The organism is Cupriavidus sp. YAF13 (assembly GCF_052113425.1).
Lineage (GTDB): Bacteria > Pseudomonadota > Gammaproteobacteria > Burkholderiales > Burkholderiaceae > Cupriavidus.
On record NZ_JBFRDD010000039.1, the window covers coordinates 1 to 20,084 of the forward strand.

Below are 20,084 nucleotides of genomic sequence, written 5' to 3' on the forward strand. Positions count from 1 at the left end.
ATCACTATCACTCCGGCATGGCGCGCGGCTACTACCATGGCGGTGGCTGGGGAGGTACGGCAGCGGGAGGCGCGCGAGGCGGCCGCAGCGGAGGCGGCCGCGGGCGGCACTGATCAGCGCGAACCCATGGCGCACGCAATGCAAAGCGGTCCCGCGCAATGCTCGGGTTTCGTATTGTTGGGAATTTGCAGAACTTGGCCAGGACGGCCCGGAGACGAGCTTCGGAGACCAGAAAAGGTCTTTGGTTGCGGGGGCAGGACTTGAACCTGCGACCTTCGGGTTATGAGCCCGACGAGCTGCCAACTGCTCCACCCCGCGTCCGAGAGGCCGGATTATGGTGGATCCCGCCGCGCATTGCAATCGCTTTGTGACGTCATCGTGAAAAACCTGTCATCGGGCGCGACAGCACGCGCTATGGCGTACTCCCGCATTGCCCGCACGGCAAGGACGACATGCCCGCTAGTCCGTCACCGGCCCCACCAGCTTGTCCAYAAGCTGATAGGCCGCAGCGAACGCGRCGACTTCGGCAGCGTGCCGGGTAGCAAACTGCGCGCCGTCGCCCGACAAGCGCTCGATGTCGCCGGCATCGGAGGGATCCGCGCCCTCCTGGCAGACGCGCACCTCGTACCCCCACTGGGCAACCTTGCCCAAAGCCGGGACGCCGCCGTCGCCCGGCCTCGATACGAGGACATAGACATCCATGCCCCGATAGGCTTCCACCCGCCAGTCCGCATTGCTCATTGGATCCTCCCATGGTTCTTGCCGCAAGCAAGAAGCATAGCGCTTGGCGCCCCCGCACGCTCCTGAACCAGCCTAGGCCGCCAGCACCGGTCCCGCAAGCCGGCGCGCACCTACACGCCATAGTGCGCAGCGTGATAGCGCACCTCGCGCATGGGGCTATCCGAATCGTCGAGGCAATGCCGGACAAACGCCAGCTGCCGCTGCAAACCGGCGCCGGGCCCGGCCCACATGGCCCGGCCCAGCAGGTAGCTCACCGCGACCTCCTGCCAGGACGCCATCTGCGCGAAGACCTGCGACGCTGCCTGCTCGATCACGGCCCAGGCCTGCGCCTCGGTTTGCATGCCACAGTCGTAGGCGGCCCGCGCGACATGAATCGCGCGGCTCATGTCCCAGGCCAGCACGCCACGCGCAAGATCGACCCGCGAGCCGAGCAGGCGACTCGCGCGCAGGTCCGGCATGGCGCGCTCGAGATTGTCGATGCATTGGGCAAGACGCACCGGGTCGAAGCGATCATCGAGCAGCACGATCTCACGCTCGCGCGCCGTGCGCGGCACCGAGAACAAGATCCGGCAGACCTGCGGATACAGCGCGCGATGCCCCTCCTCCAGCAGCCACGCCAGCGTGCCCCGCGCCTCGCCGGCCGTATGGATATGCCAGTCGGTAGCCAGCACGCACGCCTGCGTGCGCGGGTCCACACCGGTGGCAAGGTTGCTGACGTTAAGGGTCAACCGCGCATCGTGCAAAAAGCCCACCAGCAAACCGCACATGCGCTCGCCGGTGGCCGACGCAGACTTGCCCTCGATCGCCTGGCTACAGACACGGGCTTRCAAGTCCGGCCCGCGCTCCGCCGCTGGCGGCAACACGGCTGGCGGCACGCCCGGCTTGCGCCAACGGCATGCGGCACTGGCCACGACGGCAAGCACGGCGGCACAGACAAACCATGGCAACGATCGCATCGCAAGACGCTCCAGAGGAAAGCGCGATCGCTCGGCCCGGCAGATCGGGAAGCAGCAACAAGAGAGCGATCCGGTTATGAACGCGCGAGAATGCGCACCGGAATAGAGATTAGCGAGAGGAAGCCCGGCGCACGATGAGACAAGTCTCAATCGCGGCGATTACGGTCGACGCGCGGCGGAACGCCGTAGAATGAGCAGATCCGCATCTGGAAGCAGGCGGACCAGGAACCGAGAGCGACGGCAGAAGCCCAAATGAAAAAAGAGCTTCCATTTCTGGAAGCTCTTTTTGCAATGAGTGGTGCGGCTGGCAGGATTCGAACCCACGACCCCTTGGTTCGTAGCCAAGTACTCTATCCAACTGAGCTACAGCCGCACTCGAGAAAGAAATTATAACGTACTTTTGAAATTTGGGAACCCCCCTGCCCCACTTTTTTTGCTTTCCCCTCCGGCAGGCCGCCGCTTCCTATAATGACAGCCCCGCAGATGTGATCGGATCATGAACAAGGCATTTGTCAAAGAGTCACCCGGCGACGAGGACGACGACCTTCCCGAAGGCGCCACCCCGCTGCCACCTGGCACCAAGAACTACATCTCGGCGCAAGGCTACCAGCGCTTGCGCGATGAGCTGATGCACCTGATCGACACGGCGCGCCCGGAGGTGGTCCAAATCGTTTCGTGGGCCGCATCCAACGGCGACCGCTCCGAGAACGGCGACTATCACTACGGCAAGAAGCGCCTGCGCGAGATCGACCGCCGCATCCGCTTCCTGACCAAGCGCCTGGAGAAGGCCGAGGTGGTGGACCCGTCCCTGCAGGGCGACAACGACCAGATCTTTTTCGGCGCCACCGTCACCTATGCCGACCAGGCCGGCGAGGAAACCACCGTGACGATTGTCGGCACCGACGAGGTCGACCTCGACAGCAACCACGTGAGCTGGATCTCGCCGATCGCGCGCGCGCTGCTCAAGGCGCGCGAAGGCGATACGGTGCCRCTGCGCACGCCGGCCGGGGTGGAGCAGATCGATATCCTGAAAGTCAGCTATCCCAGGAAGCAGGCGGAACCGATCGCCGCCGCGCAGCCGGAAAAGCACTGAGCCCGGCTCGGCCGGGCTCAGTGCTTGCGTGCGGGAAGACTGCGTCAGCCGTCGTTGCGGTCGCGGAAGATGCGGATGACGTCGGGGTTGCGCCGCAGCGCCCGCATCACGTTGGCCAGGTGCAGGCGGTTCTGCACCTGGATGATGAACTGCATGTAGGTGGCCTCCTGATGGCCGCCCTCCTGCTGCTCCATCGCCACGTGCGCAACGTTGGCGTCGGCCGAAGTCAGGTCGGCCGCCACGCGGGCGACGATGCCCTTGACGTTGCGCACCATCACCTTGATCGACACATCGAAGGAGCGCGTTGTCTTCTTCGCCCACATCACATCGATCCAGTGCTCCGGGTCCTTGCTGTGCAGGCGCTTGGCTATCTTGCAATCCTGGACGTGAATCTGCAAACCCTCGCCCTTGCCCAGGTAGCCGACGATGGAATCGCCGGGAATCGGCCGGCAGCATGACGAGAAGATCATCGACATGCCTTCATCGCCGGTGATCGGCACTGCGGGGGCTTCTTCGCCGGCGAAGGTCTGCACGGCCGCCAGCAGCGCGCTGTCGACATCGCCGGACAGCTCCTGCAGCAGGATCTCCATGCGCTTGGCCACGACGGCCGGCACGCGCCGCCCCAGCGCCAGGTCGGCAAAGATGTCTTCCTTGTGCTTGTTGCCGGTCCACTGCACCATGCGGTCCCACACCGACTGCGGCAGCGCCTTGAGCTCGATGCCGAGCTGTCGCGCCGACTGCTCCAGCAGGCGTTCGCCAAGCTGGATGGCTTCGTCGAGCCGGGTGGTCTTGAGATAGTGGCGGATGGCCGCGCGCGCCTTGCCGGTGCGCACGAACGCCAGCCAAGCCGGATTGGGCTTGGAGTATGGCGCCGTCACCACCTCGACGATATCGCCGCTCTTGAGCTCAGTGCGCAGCGGCAGCAGCTCGTTGTTGATCTTGACGGCCACGCACTGGTTGCCGAGGTCGCTGTGCACGGCATAGGCGAAATCGAGCGCGGTGGCGCCGCGCGGCAGCGCGCGGATATGCCCCTTGGGCGTGAACACATAGACCGCATCCGGGAACAGGTCGATCTTGACGTGCTCGAGAAATTCCTGCGAATCGCCGGTCTGGCTCTGGATATCGAGCAGCGACTGCAACCACTGGTGCGCCTGCTGCTGGATATCGTTGGCCTGGTCGGCCTGATGCTTGTACATCCAGTGCGCGGCCACGCCGGCTTCCGCGATCTGGTGCATGTCGCGGGTGCGGATCTGGAACTCCACCGGCGTGCCGAACGGGCCCACCAGCGTGGTATGCAACGACTGGTAGCCGTTGATCTTGGGAATGGCGATGTAGTCCTTGAACTTGCCCGGCATGGGCTTGTACAGCCCGTGCAGCGCGCCCATCGCCATATAGGTGTGCATCTGGGTTTCCACGACCACGCGGAAACCATACACGTCGAGCACCTGCGAGAACGACAGCTGCTTGTCGTGCATCTTGCGGTAGATGCTGTAGAGCGTTTTTTCACGCCCCGACAGCTCCGCCACGATGCCGGCGTCGCCCAGCGCCTTCTGCGCGGTTTCGAGAATGCGCTTGACCACCTCGCGCCGGTTGCCGCGCGCAGCCTTGACCGCCTTTTCCAGCGTGGCATAGCGGAACGGCGAACCCACCTTGAAGGACAGCTCCTGCAGTTCGCGGTACGTGGTGTTGAGGCCGAGCCGATGCGCGATCGGCGCGTAGATCTCCATGGTCTCGAGCGCGATCCGCCGCCGCTTTTCCGGCGGCACGAAATCAAGCGTGCGCATGTTGTGGGTGCGGTCGGCCAGCTTGACCAGGATCACCCGCACATCGCGCGCCATCGCCAGCAGCATCTTGCGAAAGCTCTCCGCCTGCGCCTGCTCGCGGCTCTGGAATTCGAGCTTGTCCAGCTTGGTCAGGCCATCGACCAGTTCGGACACCTTGGGGCCGAATTTTTCCGCCAGCTCGCTCTTGGTGATGCCCTGGTCTTCCATCACATCGTGCAGCAACGCCGCCATGATGGATTGGACATCGAGCTTCCAGTCGGCGCACAGTTCGGCCACCGCTACCGGATGCGTGATATAGGGCTCGCCGCTCTGGCGATACTGGCCAAGGTGAGCCTCGTCCGAGAACTGGAAGGCTTCGCGCACGTGCGCCTGATCCGCCGGCTTGAGATAAGCGAGCTTCTCCATCAGCCGGGTGATCGAGATCACCTGCTGGCGCGGGGGCACTGCGGGTTGCGAGGTCGGGCCGAAGAAGTGACGATAGGACTGCGCCAGCACCGCGTCGATGAAGAGCGCATCGCCCGGCGCCGCGCCCTGCGGCGCCTCGCTCAGCTCACTTTCGGCGGCGGCCTGGGCGGCTCTTGCCTTGCCTGCACCCATTGCGGGGGCAACGGCACGCTCGCCAACGACATCGTTGCCAAGCGGATCGGGAAGATTGGGAGCGCCAGTACGCGCCGTCACGGTCGACTGACCGGGCACGGCGCGCTTGCGCTGAACGGGTGGCACTGCATCGCCACTCGCGTCACCAGTGGCTTCTCCGCGCGATCGCGCCGGCGTGGCCGTGGGGCTGGCCGTCGCGACAGGGGAGGAAGGCTGGGAGGAAGACATGTGGGCGGCTTCTGTAATCTGGCTGGTTAAGCAAGTACGCGAACAGGTACGTTAGCAGAGTCTCAATGCAAAGGTACGCGTTGCTAGGACTGGCCACCGCCGCCCGAAAATCAGGTCGGTACCTTCTTGAGCATCTCGATGCCGATCTGGCCCGAGGCGATCTCGCGCAGCGCCACAACCGTGGGCTTGTCCTTGGCCTCGACCTTGGGAGTGTGACCCTGCACCAGCTGACGGGCCCGGTACGTTGCCGCGAGCGCGAGCTCGAAGCGATTCGGGATGTGTTTCAGACAATCTTCGACGGTAATACGCGCCATATGTAATCCACCTCGGGACAAAACCTTATGCGATGCCGGCTATTTTACAGCACGCGGCAAGAAACGTTCCCGCCGCGCTCCGGATCAATGAATACCGAGCTCGATGAAGAGGTCGGCGTGACGCGCTTTTTGTGATGAAAAACGCAGACGGGTAGCGCGGATGACGCTGCGAAGCTGTTCGAGCGCCTGCTCGAAAACCTCGTTGATGATGACATAGTCCGACTCGGACGCATGGGCCATCTCGCTGCCTGCCGCCAGCAGGCGGCGCACGATCACTTTCGGCTCGTCCTGGCCCCGCTTGTTCAGGCGTTCTTCAAGCGCTTGCAGCGACGGCGGCAGGATGAAGATCTCCATGGCGTTGGAAAAACGCTTGTGCACCTGCTGCGCGCCCTGCCAGTCGATTTCCAGCAGCACATCGTTGCCCTGGGCCATCTGTTGCTCGATCCACACCCGCGAGGTGGCGTAGTAGTTGCCGTGCACTTCCGCCCACTCGAGGAATTCGCCGCGATCGCGCGCCGCGCGGAACGCGTCCACGGTGGTGAAGTGGTATTCGCGGCCATCCTGCTCGCCGGGACGCGGCGCGCGGGTGGTGTGCGAGATGGATAGGCGAATGGCCTGGTCCTGCGCCAGCAGCGCGTTGACCAGGGTGGACTTGCCGGCGCCGGAAGGCGCCACCACCATGAACAGGTTGCCGGGGTAGGCGGTGTCGATGGCGACGTGGGACGACGTTTCACTCATGATGATTATTCTAGGTTCTGAATCTGTTCTCGCATCTGCTCGATCAGCAGTTTGAGTTCCATGGCGGCATCGGCCAGTTCTTTGGCCGCTGATTTGGAGCCCAGCGTATTCGCTTCGCGGTTGAGCTCCTGCATCATGAAATCGAGCCGCTTGCCAACCTGCCCGCCCTTCTTGAGGATATGGCGGGTTTCGTTCAGGTGGGCCTGCAGGCGCGACAGCTCTTCGGCGATGTCGATGCGGATGCCGTAGACCGTGGCTTCCTGGCGGATGCGCTCGCCGATTTCGTCACGGCTCATCGAGGGCATGCCGCCGGGCGCGACCAGGTTGAAAGCCTCCTGCAGGCGCTCGGTGAGCTTGTCCTGGTGATGGGAGATCAGCTGCGGGATGGTGGGCGTGAGGCGCTCGACGATGGCCAGCATGGCTTCGATGCGCTCGTCCAGCGTGGCCTTGAGCGCGTCGCCCTCGCGGCGGCGCGCTTCCAGCAACTGGCCCAGCGCTTCCTTGGCAGCGTCCGTCACGGCCTCGCGCAGGGCGTCCTGCGACAACTCGGGCTCCACCAGCACGCCGGGCCAGCGCAGGATCTCGCCCATGCGCAGCGAGCCGGCTTGCGTGAAGGTGGCTGCTACCGTGGCCTCGATCGAGCGGATCTGCGCCAGCAAGGCGTCGTTGAGCGCCAGCGTGGTGCCGCCGGCGCCGGCATCGGCGCGCTGCAGGTTGATGCGGCATTCCAGCTTGCCGCGCGACAGCTTCGCCATGAGCATTTCCCGCAGCGCCGGCTCGAAGGCGCGGCATTCTTCGGGAGCCCGGAAAAACAGGTCGAGGAATCGCGAATTGACTGTGCGGAACTCCACCGAAACGGATGCGGTCCTGCCGGTGGGCGCGCCTTGCGCGTCCGTCAGCGGCGCCTGGCGCGTCGCCAGGCCGTAGCCTGTCATGCTGTGGATCATTAAGTAGTCTCGCGAAATGGCCATCTGGCCGCATGGGTTCAAACAGCCCGGGGAGCCGGCAGCCCCGCAACCACGCTGGTTGAACGCCGAAAAGAGAGGCCAAAATGGCCGCTATTGTGTTCTTTACAAGTCTTCGATTAGTCAGGACAATCCGGAGGCAATCAAGGTCCCGAATCCTATGACAGAGCCAAAGGGCGCATCACCTCCAAAGAGCGCACCGCTGCCCATCGGCACGCTGCTGTCCAACTATCGTATTGTAAAGAAGTTGGCCAGCGGGGGGTTCAGTTTCGTCTACCTTGCCACCGACGAGACCGGCTCCCCTGTCGCGATCAAGGAGTACCTGCCGTCGTCTCTGGCACGCCGCCAGCCCGGCGAGCTGATCCCCGTGGTGCCCGAGGAAAGCGCGGCGTCGTTCCGGCTGGGACTCAAGTATTTCTTCGAGGAAGGCCGCTCGCTGGCGAAGATTTCACATCCCAGCGTGGTGCGCGTGGTGAATTTCTTCCGCGAGAATTCCACCGTCTACATGGTGATGAACTACGAGCTGGGCAAGACGCTGCAGGAACACATCCTGCACGCGCGCCAGCAAGGCCGCGCCAAGGTGCTGCGCGAACACTTCATCCGCAAGGTCTTCCACGACCTGATGAGCRGCCTGYGCGAAGTGCATATCCACAAGCTGCTGCACCTGGACATCAAGCCCGGCAACATCTACCTGCGCGAAGACGAATCGCCCATCCTGCTCGATTTTGGCGCCGCCCGCCAGATCCTGACCATGGAAGCGGCGCGCTTCCAGCCCATGTACACGCCGGGCTTTGCCGCGCCGGAGCTCTACGGCAAGCATTCCGAGCTGGGCCCGTGGACCGACATCTACAGCCTTGGCGCCACGCTCTACGCCTGCATGGCCGGCATGCCGCCCCAGGAGGCCAACCAGCGCGAAAAGGACGACCGCATGGCGGACTCCATCACGCGGTTGCGCGCCAGCTATACCGACGGCCTGGTGGACCTGGTCGAATGGTGCCTGCGGCTGCCCCCTTCCGAGCGGCCGCAGAGCGTGTTCCGGCTGCAGAAGGAGTTGCGCGAACAAACCAATGCACTAGGCGAGCAGGCCGCCGCGCCCGCAGCCGCAGTCGCCGAGCGCCCCCTCGCAAGCCGGTTCCTGACGCTGCTGCGCAAGCGCGAGGAGCCAGCCGCTGCAATCCAGGCCAAGGAGTCCGGCGCAAGCGGCGAATAAATAACAAAATGGCGCCATCCCCGCGTCGTGGATAGCCCCCCTCCGTGCGCCCCCTTCTGCCACCATTTGCAACTATGATGAGAACCGTCGCCTCGCGGCACGCCCGCACGCTGTGCCGGTGGAGCGCGCAGATGACGCCGCCGTCTCTCAAGAACCGACTCCTACAGCCACCATGCGATTCTCCGTCTACCAGGAAAGCAGAAAAGGCGGCCGCCGCATCAACCAGGACCGCATGGGCTATTGCTTTACGCGGGATGCCCTGCTGATGGTGCTGGCCGATGGCCTGGGCGGCCACGCGCTGGGCGAAGTCGCCGCGCAACAAGCCTTGCAGACCCTGGCGCGCCAGTTCCAGGCCCAGGCCCGGCCTTCGATCCGCAATCCTGCCGATTTCCTGCAGGACACCATCATGCTGGCCCACCGGGAAATCCATCGCTACGCCGAAGCCAACCAGCTGGCCGACGTCCCGCGCACCACCGTGGTCTGCTGCCTGGTCCAGAACGGCCAGATCCACTGGGCCCACGCCGGCGACTCGCGCCTCTACCTGGTGCGCAAGGGCAACCTGCTGACCCGCACGCGCGACCACTCCAAGATCGAGAACCTGCTGCAGCAGGAGCGCGTGCTGCCAATGGAAGTGGCCAACCATCCCGAGCGCAACAAGCTCTACAACTGCCTGGGCTCGCCCAACCTGCCGCTGATCGATATCGGCGGCCCACTGCGGCTGGAGCCGGGCGACGTGGCGCTGCTGTGCTCAGACGGGTTGTGGGGCAGCATCGAAGAGCAACTGCTGGTGGAGAAGGTCACCAACTTGTCCGTGGTGCATGCCATCCCGGACCTGATCGAGCAGGCGCTGCACAACGCCGGCGACGGCGCCGACAACACGACAGCCATCGCCATGATGTGGGAGCTCGACGCCCACCTGTCCAACGAGGACTCAGTCGCCACCGAGACCCTGCCGCTCAACACGTTCACCACCTCGATCCTGGAGAACAACGGTGGCGATACCGACCTGCTCTCGGAGGAGGAGATCGAGCGCTCCATCGCCGAGATCCGCGCGGCGATCGACAAGACCAGCAATTTCATGCGCTGAGCCCGGGCCAAAGTACCGCCCGCGCCGCAATGGCGCGGGAATTAGCACTCCCCCGCGGGAGGAGTTGGGGCAGGACGCGCACGCGCAGCCCGGCGGCGTTAAAATCCGGGTCCTGAATCGATTTCCGAGAAAACCTCCACATGCGACCCAGCGGACGCGCAGCCGATGCGCTGCGCCCTATTGCTCTGACCCGCCACTACACCCGCCACGCCGAAGGCGCTGTCCTGAGTGCCTTTGGCGACACCAAGGTGCTGTGCACCGCCAGCGTGCTGGCCAAGGTGCCTCCCCACAAGAAGGGCAGCGGCGAAGGCTGGGTCACCGCCGAGTACGGCATGCTGCCGCGCGCCACCCACACGCGCTCGGACCGTGAAGCCGCCCGCGGCAAGCAGACCGGGCGCACGCAGGAAATCCAGCGCCTGATCGGCCGCGCGATGCGCTCAGTGTTCGATCTGTCCGCGCTGGGCGAATTCACCATCCACCTGGACTGCGACGTGTTGCAGGCCGATGGCGGCACCCGCACCGCAGCCATCACCGGCGCCTTCGTGGCCGCCCATGACGCTGTTTCCGCCATGCTGCGCAATGGCCAGATCAAAGCCAGCCCGATCCGCGACTTCGTCGCCGCCGTGTCGGTTGGCATGGTGGATGGCGTGGCCGTGCTCGACCTGGATTATGCCGAGGACAGTAGCTGCGACACCGACATGAACGTGGTGATGACCGGCAGCGGCGGCTTTGTCGAAGTGCAAGGCACCGCCGAGGGCGTGCCGTTCAGCCGTGCCGATCTCGATGCGATGACGCGCATCGCCGAGCAAGGCATCGCCGAACTGGTGGCGCACCAGCGCCGCGCGCTGGGCCTGGCCTGATACGGTGAACGCCATGCAACGCCTGGTCCTCGCCTCCAACAACCCCGGCAAGCTCGGCGAGTTTGGCGCGCTGCTGGCGCCGCTCGGCTTCGAGCTGATCCCGCAGGGGCAGCTCGGCATTGCCGAGGCCGAGGAACCCTACGCCACCTTCGTCGAGAACGCTCTCACCAAGGCGCGCCACGCCAGCCGCCTGGCCGGCCTGCCCGCGCTGGCGGATGACTCCGGCATCTGCGTCGACGCGCTGGATGGCGCGCCGGGCGTCTACTCCGCGCGTTATGCGCAACTCGTGGGCAAGCCCAAGTCCGATGCCGCCAACAACGCCCACCTCATCTCGCAGCTGGCCGGCAAGCTCAACCGCCACGCCTACTACTACTGCGTGCTGGTGCTGGTGCGCCATGCCGAGGATCCGCGGCCGGTGATCGCCGAGGGCGTGTGGGCGGGCGAAGTAGTCGACGCGCCACGCGGCAACGCCGGCTTTGGCTACGATCCGCACTTCCTGCTCCCGCACCTGGGCAAGACCGCGGCCGAGCTGAGCGCCGAGGAAAAGAACGCCGTCAGCCACCGCGCGCTCGCGCTCAGGGCGCTGACCGAGCGCCTGCAGGCCGACAGCCCCGGGACCGGCTGCCCATGATCCCGATCGTTCCCCTGGCGGCCGCGGGCACCGGCGCCCCCGCCGATACCAAGTCATTGTGGCTGCAGCCGGGCCAGCTCGCGCTGCCCGGCTCCCCGCCGCTGTCGCTCTACGTGCATATCCCGTGGTGCGTGCGCAAGTGCCCGTACTGCGATTTCAACTCGCATGCCGTGCCCGGCGCCGCGGACAGCCACGACATCCCGGAAGACGCCTACCTGGACGCGCTGCGCGCCGACCTGGAGCAATCGCTGCCGCTGGTATGGGGCCGCCAGGTGCACACGGTCTTCATCGGCGGCGGCACGCCCAGCCTGCTGTCGGCCGCAGGCATGGACCGGCTGCTGTCGGATATCCGCGCGCTGTTGCCGCTGGACGCCGACGCGGAGATCACGATGGAGGCCAACCCCGGCACCTTCGAGGCGGAGCGCTTCGCCAGCTATCGCGCCAGCGGCATCAACCGCTTGTCCATCGGCATCCAGAGTTTCAACGACCGCCATCTTGCCGCGCTCGGCCGCATCCACGGCGGCGCGGAGGCCCGCGCGGCGATCGGCATCGCGCTGGACAACTTCGACAACGTCAACCTCGACCTGATGTACGCGCTGCCCGGCCAGACGCTGGCGGAATGCGCCGAGGACCTGGAGACGGCGCTGTCGTTCAACACCACGCACTTGTCGCTCTATCACCTGACGCTGGAGCCCAACACGCTGTTTGCCAAGTTTCCGCCGGCGCTGCCGGATGACGACAGCGCGTATGAAATGCAGGACCTGATCGAAGCGCGCACCGCGCAGGCAGGCTACGTCCACTACGAAACCTCGGCCTACGCCCGGCCGCACCGGCAAGCGCGCCACAACCTGAACTACTGGCGCTTTGGCGACTACCTGGGCATCGGAGCCGGCGCGCACGGCAAGCTGTCGTTCCCGCACCGGGTGCTGCGCCAGATGCGCCACAAGCATCCCGCCACGTATATGGCGCAGGCCATGGCCGGCAACGCAGTGCAGGAGCAGCACGATGTCGGCGCAGCCGAGCTGCCCTTCGAGTTCATGCTGAACGCGCTGCGCCTGACTGACGGCGTGCCAGCCAGCACGTTCTTCGACCACACCGGGCTGCCGCTGCACACCATCAGCCGCGACCTGGCCGCCGCCGAAAAGAAAGGGCTGCTGGAAGCGGATCTCGCGACCATCAAACCAACAGAACTGGGGCGGCGCTTCCTGAACGACCTGCAGGAGATGTTCCTGAAAGGTTGATCGCGATACCACGCCGCCACAAGCAAAACGGCCACCCGAGGGTGGCCGTTTGCTCGCGTGCGCGGCGCGAAGGCACGCCGGTCAGTACGGCGTCGCCATGTCGTTGGCCACCTGGACGCGGGAACCGATGCGCAGATTGCTGACGTTGCGCTGCGTCACGGTAGCCATGCGGCCATCGTCCAGCCGCACGTTGACGCGATACACGGTATCGGTGCTGCTGCCTGCGCGCTTCTCGATCTGGTTGCCCGCCACGCCACCCGCCACCGCGCCGCCGATGGTGGCGATGGTATTGCCGGTGCCCCCGCCGATCTGGTGGCCCAGCAAACCGCCGGCCACGCCGCCGATCACGGTGCCGAGCAAGCCCGAGCTGTTTTGCTGCGTCGTCACCGGCTCGATCGATTCCACCCGGCCATAGAACACCGAATTCGCGGGTGCCTGGTAGCTATTGGTGCCCGGGGGCGGGGGCGGTGCCTGGTACGCCGCTTGCTGCGGCGCACCGTAGCCACCGCCATAGCCGCCGCCATAGCCACCACCGGGCGCCGCGCAACCCGCCAAGCCAGCCACCGCGGCGGCCGCCGCCACGCTCAACAGAGTCTTGCCGTTCATCAGTTGTTCTCCTCAAGTGATTGCAAATGCGTGGAACGAGGGAGCGCGGCGCATCGGCATGCGCCCCCTCACGCATATTAGGATCAGTCGGACGAAATGAAGGTTCCATCGCGTCCGACGAACACCGACAAAACAACTTTACACGCCGCATACTGCCGCGCGTCCCCGCACTTGCTATAATGCGCGGCGCTGGCCGTCGTGCCGGCGTCCAAGGCAGCATGCCGCTCGGGCCGGGACCTCCCCGCTTCGCGCTACAATGCCTGCCATTCCTTTCCGGAAGCGTGGCCGAGTGGTTTAAGGCAGCAGTCTTGAAAACTGCCGATGGGGTGACCCATCCGTGAGTTCGAATCTCACCGCTTCCGCCAATTCTGCAGACCAGATCATTGATTTTGAATGGCTTTTTTTAGCCATATGGCTGCCATTTGGCATGACATCATCTTGCCGCTCTCGATGTGCTTTTTTCCACGTTCGACCGTTCAACCACATCCGCAGCGAACTTCAAACGGGCTAAGACCGCAACGGCTCCCATTGGGCCCATAAAAACCCGCCGCTTGATTGAAGTTGGCGTCGCCCGAAAACATATCGGACGACCGAACTTGCCGCTCGGCCGCCGCTGGGTCGGTCTGGAAGCAGATCACAACGGGGCCTGAGAGCACTCGGGTACGACAGCCGACTGCCTGCGCCAAGCGCCGCCCCTAGTCGATAATCCCCCGCCAGTAAGTACGATAGCGACGACCCAACGTAGGTCCGGACGGCGTGAATACATTGGTGCCGCTCACGGCCGCCTGGTACGTGTTGCCGCCGATCTGGACCGAGATCGGGACCGGCGTGGGCGCGTAGCCGCCGCCGGTTAGCACTAGATAGCGATCTGCGGCCGTCAAGCCACCGTCGCCCGTGAGATCACTGGTGGAAGCGGCGGTCAGATAGTTCATCATGTAGTACCGCGCTTCCCCGAGGTTTCCCGTACACGAATTGGTAGCCGCGGTAGCCGGGGTATTGGTGGTAAACATGACCGTGCCGGACAGTGTAGTGGAGCCGCTGACAACCTTCTCCCCCGCACCGAGCGTGACATACCAGCCGCTTGCCGTCGATAGCGCCTGCTTGGCGGCAGCGATCTGGGCTGGAGTGCCGACTTGCACCAGATCGGCGGTGGCGTCATAGAGCTGACCGGCAACGCCGGTCGTGGCGCCGGCCACTCCTTCAGTGATGGGGGTCGAACGCACGGCATTCAGGCTGTGGTCATCCTTGATCATGTAATACCGATTCTGGATGGTCGTGTCGAACGGGTGCTCTCGGTCACCGGAGCCGATCAGCAGGCTATCGGTCGGGTTCAGCGCGGTGGCGGGCACGATGTCAGGCGCGTAAAGGAACTTGCGCGCAGCGGCACTGCTTCCTCCGAGTGAGGCAAGCTTGGTCACGGTCCAGTTCGCCGGCGAGGCGTCGCCGATGTTGATCCGCCAGATGTTGGCGCCGGTATCGGCGGCGTATAGACGATCGATATATCCGTCGCGGTTGGAATCGTAGATCGCGACATTGGAGGGAATGGCATAGGTCATACCCGGCACGTTCAAGCCCGTTGAGCCGGTGGCCGCGGCCGGGCCGGCCTGCCAGACCAGATTGCCGGTGGCCGCATCCAGCACCATCACGCCGCGGCCCTGGGTAGCGGTGCCTTGCACGATGGTGTCGTTGGCGGCGATATCGTAGCCCAGGCCAAAAACAACGACTGGATTGCCCTGATTGGCCTTCACCTTCGCGATGCGCAGGTCCGACCAGGTCTGCCCCAACTCACCGAAACCCGTATCGCTGGCGCCATGCTTCCACAGCAGCTTCGGTGCGGTTGGGTTGGTCACATCCAGGGCATAGATGAAGTTCCCGCCCCTACGCATGGTCAGGAACAGATAAGCCTTGGTGACCGCCCCGGTGGTGGGGTCCGACTCCGTATAGGCCGTTGACGAACCATCCACGAAATATGGCTTCGGCGCCGAACTCGAAATCGACGGCGAGTGGTTATACATCCTGCCGAACTTCGGGAAATGCTCGGACGGGATGAAGCTCCACAACTCCGTTCCGCCGGCACTGCTCTGACCACCCTTGACAGCATGCAACATGCCATCGTTGGCACCGTAGAAGACCACGATATCGTCGGCAGTGCGATTGTAGTTGATCACAGCCGGCCGGGAGTGCAGCACATCGCCGTGCGCAAAGCCGCGAATATTGTAGACAGGCGGGGCGGAAGGATTGGCGACAAGGGGATCGTCCGCCAGGGTATTGCCCCCTCGCACCCAATTGATGACGGGCTCGGTGTTGGCCCCGCTCGACAGGCCGAGCATCGTGGCCACGATCGAGGAATTGCTGGTGCTGAATGGCGTGGCAGACAGGGAAGAACCCGACGTGCAACTGCCGGTGCAGGTATAGATGTTGCGGCTCGCCTGATTATTCGCAAACGCGGTGCGCAGGTATTGCCCCACGCCGCCTTTTTCCACCAGGTCGCCGTCAGGTGAATCCGAACTGCCTCCCACGCCCTGCGAATCCACGTAGTAATTAGGATTCCAGAAGGTTGAAGGATTGGTCCAGAAGCTGATCACATTTGGGTTGACGAAGCCCGTTGTGCTGCTCAGCACCTTCGCGCCAACGCTATCGGCCATATACACGTTGCCGGTCGAGTCCACAGCCAGTTGGTACTGCTTCAGGTTGCCAACCCAGTTCGGCTTGGCATAGGCGTCCGGGCGGAACGTGCCCAGGTACACCTGGTTCAGATAGGTGCCACGCACGCTTACCGACACCGGCAGGGAAACCGACGCGAAGACTGAGTTCACCGCCTGGATCTGAGCCAGGATATTGCTCAACGCCGCCGCCAGAGCGGTATCACTGCCGGCCTGGAAATAGTCGCCGCCGCCATTGCCGGCGACGCTCTTCATCATGGCCGTGAAATCGGTATTCTGCTGCGCGTTGTAAGCGTCGATGGTGAAGGTGGTCACGGATCCATTCGCAGCGGCCGCGCTACCGGCGCCGAGGTCCGGGCGCAATTTCAGGAAGCGTGCCCAGGCAGCCTGGACATTCGAGATCGTGGAATACCCGGGGTATTTCGCCAGCGTGGTGGCGGCCGGGTCCGTGCTGGCGGGCACGGGCGGTAACTGGCCCTGTCGGTTGTTGCCAATGAAGATGATGTAGGTGTGCGCACAGCCGCTGCTGCCAATCGGGCTGTTGTACGCCGAGCCATTGGCGGAGCCCTTGTAGGCGTAACCCGAGGACAAGCCGCCGATGGCGGAGGTTGTCAGATTATCCTTGCTGGTTCCGGCGTTGCCGGAGTAATCCGCAAGCGGATCCATGCCCGCCCAGCTGTTGGAACCATTGAGATAGAGCCAGGCTTCGTACAAGGCGTTGGCGTAGTCGCCGGAAGCCTGGTCAATCTTTTCATCTGGAGCATTGACATCGATGCCGCCAACGATGTTCTGCAACGCAGTGTTATTGGCGGCCACGCTCATATCGCGTATGCCATAGCGCAGGTAGCCGCCATCACGCTTGTTTGCCAGGGACAACATCATCAGGCCCACATTGGCCGGCTTCGTCAGGCCAGCCACGAAGTTCTTGATGGCCGTCAGCTCGGCCTGGCCCTGCGTTGGCGATCCGACCCACTTCTGCGAGGCCTTCGACCAGTTGGCAGTGTTGTCCAGGATAAACAGGATGTTCGGCGCCGGCGATTTCACGCCTGGCGGCTGATTGAAGATATCGGTGTCATCTGTGCGGCCGGTGATCGACACTAGCGCCAGCGAGGCCAGCAGAATGAGCTTCAGCAGTCTCAACATATTCACGGTGGCCCCCCGGGGCGATACAAGTTGTTGTCTAGGGACAGGTCGCCGTCGAATTCATCCGCACCCTGGCGCCTTGATGCACCGTGACGGAGATGCCGGTTCGATTGTCGGTTGCAACCGCACTGATATCCCAATAGGTATCCTTCGGCGCAGAGTCGGCGAAATCGACGCTGTAACCGTCCGCCGCGGTCATCTGCAAGCAAGCCGGCTTGGCAGTCTGGACGGTGTAGTCCGCCATGCCGTCGTTATTGATATCGATGCTGAAAGTCTGCGCGGCAGGTGTGTAGAAATTGCTGACCGAGCCGATGATTCTCTCGATTGCCTGCTGCGCGGCGGCCGTAGCCTCGATTTTGGCTTGCTGGTTGCCCACAACCTTCAGGTTGGTCTTGCTCATGCGCACGGCCGAGACCACCATTAGTGTCAGGACAATCAACATGACCAGCCCCACCACCAGGCTCATACCAGCCTGGCGAAGCCTGCCCTGGAATGATCGAAGCCTCATCTTCACTCTCTCCGGCTGCTGGGGTTGATGACGCGCACGACGCCGGTGTAGACGTGCCGCTTGAAACTGTCCGAGAAGGGGCCTACTGAGCCGGCCACTCCCATGCTGTAGGTCTTCGCAGCCAACGTGCTGTCGACGAAGGCGGACACTTGCGTGTTGCGCGCCAGCAAGTTGACCTGCACGGCCATGACATTGGGCCAGTCGGCCAGCGCTGGCGTGGTTATAAAGGGAACGGCTGGCGCGCCCGCGCCAACGGCGTCGACGCCATAGTCCAGTTGCAGGTTCTCGATACCGTCGACCAGTGGCGTCGTGACCCAACTCGACGTGCCGCCCGCTACTGCGATTTCCAGGCGCTTTAGCGTCGGCACAGGCTTGCCGCCATCCGCGCCCGCGGTGCAGGTGGTGGCGCCAGCAGCCAAGATGTTGCACGGGCTGATGAAGTAGATATGCTCGATGTAACGGCGCAGCGCGGCTGGCGTGACGCCGTCGTTTTGCACCAGGGTGTACACGGAAGGGGTTGCCGGTGTGGGGTCCGGACCGACGGCCGTCACCGGCGTACCGGTGGGGGTAGTCTGCACATAGACCTGGCCCGCTACGGCAGTGGCAAGCGTTGGGAGGGTGTCGCTCGTTTCCAGGCGGCGCACCACCAGGATATCCGTCCCTGCCACGTGATTTGCATTCGGCAGGCAGGCCGACAGCGGAGCCGGTACGGTGGCTGGAGCGTCGTAACCCTGCATGGGCAAGGCGAAGGCATTGCCAATGCTGGTCGTGTCGATTGCGCACGGATCCGGCAAGGCAGACAGGGCCGCAAACGTGCCGCCAAACTGGCCATAGTAGCCGGCATGCTGGATATCGTCCTCCAGCAGCGTAAATGCATAGCGACCGTTTTCAATCTGCCGGGCGGACTTGTCGAGCTCGGTGCGGGTGCTGCTCTGCTGGCTGATCAGCGCCGCGACACCTGCCATCAGGAACAGGCCGATCACGATCGCGATCATCAGTTCGACCAGCGAAAAGCCCGCGTGGCGGGAGCGCAATCGTAGTGAGGCGGTTGACTTTGCCATGTGTCGAGCCTCAGTTCAGGTTGGCAATCTGCAGCGTTGCGCTGACCACCCGCCGCCGCGTTTCGTCAGCGTACAGCCCCTTGCCGCAGCCAAGGCCCGCGCCCGGCGCCACCGTCTTCCCCATGCCCAGCCAGGCCACGCTAACCAGATAGACGCCGCTGACGCTGTCATAGCTGACGCAGCCGCGCGCGCCGATCATGGCGCCGACGCTGCCACTGGCACTGGTTTCAGCCGCGCCGGCGAGCAGGTTGCTCCAGGTCGCAAGATCCCCGTTGGCCATGGTGTAGGCCTGGACGGTACCAAGGGAGCACGCCGGCGCGGCGGCCGCGCCAGTCCCAAGATAAGGCTGCCCGTTGACTGGATCGGTGGTGAAGGCATAACAGCCGGCGACCGACCGGTTGGCATTGATGCGGCCGATCATGTCCTGCAGCAGAATCAGGGCCTGGGTACGCTGGTACGACTCGGCCTCGGCGCGCTGGCTGGTCAACATCAGGCCCACGAGGCCCAGCAGTCCGACCAGCAGGATGATCAGCGTAACGAGAGCCTCGATCAGGCTGAATCCCGACTGGCGGTCTTCTGGCAGCGGCCTGCGCATCAGCAACTCCCTGCCTGGCTGCTTGGCAGCCCGCTCAAATCGATGTTGATGCAGCGCTGCGGTGCACTGGAGCTGGCTGCACTGATGCCAAAAGAACTGACCGAGGCAGCGAGGCGGCCATTGCCGTTGTAGACGAGCCCGGCCACAGGGCCCGTCATGGTCAGCCCCTGCAACGCCTCGTGCTGGCTGAGCGTGATGGTGCCACTTGTGACCGTCCAGCCGTTCTGCCAGCCGCCCGTCGCTGCAGCGACGGTAACACCGCTATTGCGTTTTATCGCCTCGCTGCGAGCGTAGATCAGTGCTGAGACGACATCATAGCCAGCCGCCCGGATCCGCTGCCCCAATATGAAATCTCGAAAATACGGGGTGGCGATCGCCGCCAGAATGGCGATGATCGTCACTGCGGTAATCAGTTCGATCAAGGTGAACCCCCGTTGCAGGTGCCTTCGCGCGTGCCGCGCTTTTGCCAAGCTGGGCAACATTTTTCCCTCCATGATCCACACTCACCAGCAACTGGCAACGGTGCCGCTGCCGCTGATCCCCTTGGCGCCAGTCTGGTCAATGGTGAGATTCATGCATCCGGTGTCGTTGGTAGCCTGCGCGCCGGTCGGCGTGGCGGTCACGAGATAGGTCGGCGGGGTAGCAGCATTGCTGGCTGCCACGGTGACGTTGTAGTTCTTCGCGACTTCCGTGGGAACGGTGGCATAGCCGAGCGCCGTCATGGTGGTAGCGTATTGACGTGCGTCGAGGTTGTACTGCTCTTGCTGGTTGGCCACCCCAAGAATGAAACTCTGGGCAGCGGAGCGGTTGCTCCGGATCACGTATCGGGTGTACGAGGGATAAGCGATGGCCGCAAGGATCGCGATGATGACCACCGTGATCATCACTTCAATCAGCGTGAATCCCAACTGTGCGCTGACCATGTGCAAAGCCGTTGCCGTCCTCGGTTCACCGGCGATAAACAAACGCGCACCAACCAACGCGCCTGCCGGCTCTCGGCAAGAAGACTGACCCATGATTGACCCCGAAGTACGTTTATTTTTTTGTATTCCAGTTCTTCCGG

Annotated in this window: 19 protein-coding genes and 3 tRNA genes; 7 read left to right on the top strand and 15 right to left on the bottom strand. The window is 64.0% G+C overall.

Features of this window, described 5'->3' with window-relative positions:
• Positions 1-242: 242 nt before the first annotated feature.
• The 4 genes from AB4061_RS27310 to AB4061_RS27325 all read right to left on the bottom strand — a co-directional run bounded on the left by AB4061_RS27310 (position 243) and on the right by AB4061_RS27325 (position 2,070).
• Positions 243-318 (bottom strand) — tRNA-Met (locus AB4061_RS27310).
• A 141-nt stretch (positions 319-459) separates the two neighbouring features.
• A complete protein-coding gene (locus AB4061_RS27315; protein ID WP_441639389.1) occupies positions 460-741 on the bottom strand; it encodes a hypothetical protein in 282 nt (93 codons plus the stop codon).
• A gap of 110 nt (positions 742-851) precedes the next feature.
• The gene (locus AB4061_RS27320; RefSeq protein ID WP_441639390.1) at positions 852-1,697 is read right to left on the bottom strand and encodes a DUF1266 domain-containing protein; all 846 of its coding nucleotides are present in this window, start codon (positions 1,695-1,697) and stop codon (positions 852-854) included.
• 296 nt (positions 1,698-1,993) lie between these two features.
• A tRNA-Arg gene (locus tag AB4061_RS27325) sits at positions 1,994-2,070 on the bottom strand.
• A 123-nt stretch (positions 2,071-2,193) separates the two neighbouring features.
• Between AB4061_RS27325 and greB the strand changes: the two genes are divergently transcribed.
• The gene (gene greB, locus AB4061_RS27330) at positions 2,194-2,790 is read left to right on the top strand and encodes a transcription elongation factor GreB (RefSeq protein WP_441639391.1); all 597 of its coding nucleotides are present in this window, start codon (positions 2,194-2,196) and stop codon (positions 2,788-2,790) included.
• Positions 2,791-2,834: 44 nt separating this feature from the next.
• Here greB and AB4061_RS27335 read toward each other — a convergent pair whose 3' ends face one another.
• The 4 genes from AB4061_RS27335 to AB4061_RS27350 all read right to left on the bottom strand — a co-directional run bounded on the left by AB4061_RS27335 (position 2,835) and on the right by AB4061_RS27350 (position 7,398).
• Positions 2,835-5,252: a RelA/SpoT family protein gene (locus AB4061_RS27335; RefSeq protein ID WP_441639448.1), complete on the bottom strand. Its 2,418-nt coding sequence runs from the start codon at positions 5,250-5,252 to the stop codon at positions 2,835-2,837.
• Between the two features lie 257 nt (positions 5,253-5,509).
• On the bottom strand, positions 5,510-5,713 hold the full coding sequence (gene rpoZ, locus AB4061_RS27340) for a DNA-directed RNA polymerase subunit omega (protein ID WP_006162413.1): 204 nt from the start codon (positions 5,711-5,713) through the stop codon (positions 5,510-5,512).
• Positions 5,714-5,797: 84 nt separating this feature from the next.
• Positions 5,798-6,451 carry a guanylate kinase gene (gene gmk, locus AB4061_RS27345; RefSeq protein ID WP_441639392.1) on the bottom strand — a complete coding sequence of 218 codons (654 nt, stop codon included), beginning with the start codon at positions 6,449-6,451 and terminating at the stop codon, positions 5,798-5,800.
• A gap of 5 nt (positions 6,452-6,456) precedes the next feature.
• Positions 6,457-7,398, bottom strand: coding sequence for a YicC/YloC family endoribonuclease (locus tag AB4061_RS27350; protein WP_441639393.1), 942 nt, complete (start codon positions 7,396-7,398; stop codon positions 6,457-6,459).
• Positions 7,399-7,576: 178 nt separating this feature from the next.
• Between AB4061_RS27350 and AB4061_RS27355 the strand changes: the two genes are divergently transcribed.
• The 5 genes from AB4061_RS27355 to hemW all read left to right on the top strand — a co-directional run bounded on the left by AB4061_RS27355 (position 7,577) and on the right by hemW (position 12,445).
• Positions 7,577-8,626 (top strand): serine/threonine protein kinase, encoded by a 1,050-nt coding sequence (locus AB4061_RS27355; protein WP_441639394.1) that lies wholly within the window; start codon positions 7,577-7,579, stop codon positions 8,624-8,626.
• A 172-nt stretch (positions 8,627-8,798) separates the two neighbouring features.
• Complete coding sequence (locus AB4061_RS27360) at positions 8,799-9,713, top strand: PP2C family protein-serine/threonine phosphatase (protein ID WP_441639395.1); 915 nt, start codon at positions 8,799-8,801, stop codon at positions 9,711-9,713.
• A 140-nt stretch (positions 9,714-9,853) separates the two neighbouring features.
• Positions 9,854-10,573, top strand: coding sequence for a ribonuclease PH (gene rph / locus AB4061_RS27365; protein ID WP_441639396.1), 720 nt, complete (start codon positions 9,854-9,856; stop codon positions 10,571-10,573).
• Positions 10,574-10,586: 13 nt separating this feature from the next.
• Positions 10,587-11,204 (top strand): RdgB/HAM1 family non-canonical purine NTP pyrophosphatase, encoded by a 618-nt coding sequence (gene rdgB, locus AB4061_RS27370; RefSeq protein WP_441639397.1) that lies wholly within the window; start codon positions 10,587-10,589, stop codon positions 11,202-11,204.
• The gene (gene hemW, locus AB4061_RS27375; protein ID WP_441639398.1) at positions 11,201-12,445 is read left to right on the top strand and encodes a radical SAM family heme chaperone HemW; all 1,245 of its coding nucleotides are present in this window, start codon (positions 11,201-11,203) and stop codon (positions 12,443-12,445) included. Before rdgB ends, hemW begins: the two co-directional genes overlap by 4 nt.
• An 81-nt stretch (positions 12,446-12,526) precedes the next feature.
• On the opposite strand, the gene AB4061_RS27380 is transcribed toward hemW, so the two are convergent.
• The gene (locus AB4061_RS27380; protein ID WP_441639399.1) at positions 12,527-13,051 is read right to left on the bottom strand and encodes a glycine zipper 2TM domain-containing protein; all 525 of its coding nucleotides are present in this window, start codon (positions 13,049-13,051) and stop codon (positions 12,527-12,529) included.
• A 275-nt stretch (positions 13,052-13,326) separates the two neighbouring features.
• On the opposite strand from AB4061_RS27380, the gene AB4061_RS27385 reads away from it, so the two are divergent.
• Positions 13,327-13,416, top strand: a tRNA-Ser gene (locus tag AB4061_RS27385).
• Between the two features lie 330 nt (positions 13,417-13,746).
• Here AB4061_RS27385 and AB4061_RS27390 read toward each other — a convergent pair.
• From AB4061_RS27390 to AB4061_RS27415, 6 genes are read right to left on the bottom strand one after another with little or no spacing between them, the layout of a single operon-like run.
• Positions 13,747-16,857 (bottom strand): pilus assembly protein, encoded by a 3,111-nt coding sequence (locus AB4061_RS27390; protein WP_441639400.1) that lies wholly within the window; start codon positions 16,855-16,857, stop codon positions 13,747-13,749.
• Between the two features lie 37 nt (positions 16,858-16,894).
• A complete protein-coding gene (locus tag AB4061_RS27395) occupies positions 16,895-17,365 on the bottom strand; it encodes a pilus assembly PilX family protein (protein ID WP_441639401.1) in 471 nt (156 codons plus the stop codon).
• Between the two features lie 2 nt (positions 17,366-17,367).
• Positions 17,368-18,426, bottom strand: coding sequence for a PilW family protein (locus AB4061_RS27400; RefSeq protein ID WP_441639402.1), 1,059 nt, complete (start codon positions 18,424-18,426; stop codon positions 17,368-17,370).
• A gap of 10 nt (positions 18,427-18,436) precedes the next feature.
• Entirely contained in the window at positions 18,437-19,021 is a 585-nt protein-coding gene (gene pilV / locus AB4061_RS27405) for a type IV pilus modification protein PilV (RefSeq protein ID WP_441639403.1), read from the bottom strand.
• Positions 19,021-19,515: a GspH/FimT family pseudopilin gene (locus tag AB4061_RS27410; RefSeq protein ID WP_441639404.1), complete on the bottom strand. Its 495-nt coding sequence runs from the start codon at positions 19,513-19,515 to the stop codon at positions 19,021-19,023. The genes pilV and AB4061_RS27410 overlap by 1 nt, the downstream gene beginning before the upstream one ends.
• A 9-nt stretch (positions 19,516-19,524) precedes the next feature.
• Entirely contained in the window at positions 19,525-20,037 is a 513-nt protein-coding gene (locus tag AB4061_RS27415; RefSeq protein ID WP_441639405.1) for a type IV pilin protein, read from the bottom strand.
• Positions 20,038-20,084 lie beyond the last annotated feature (47 nt).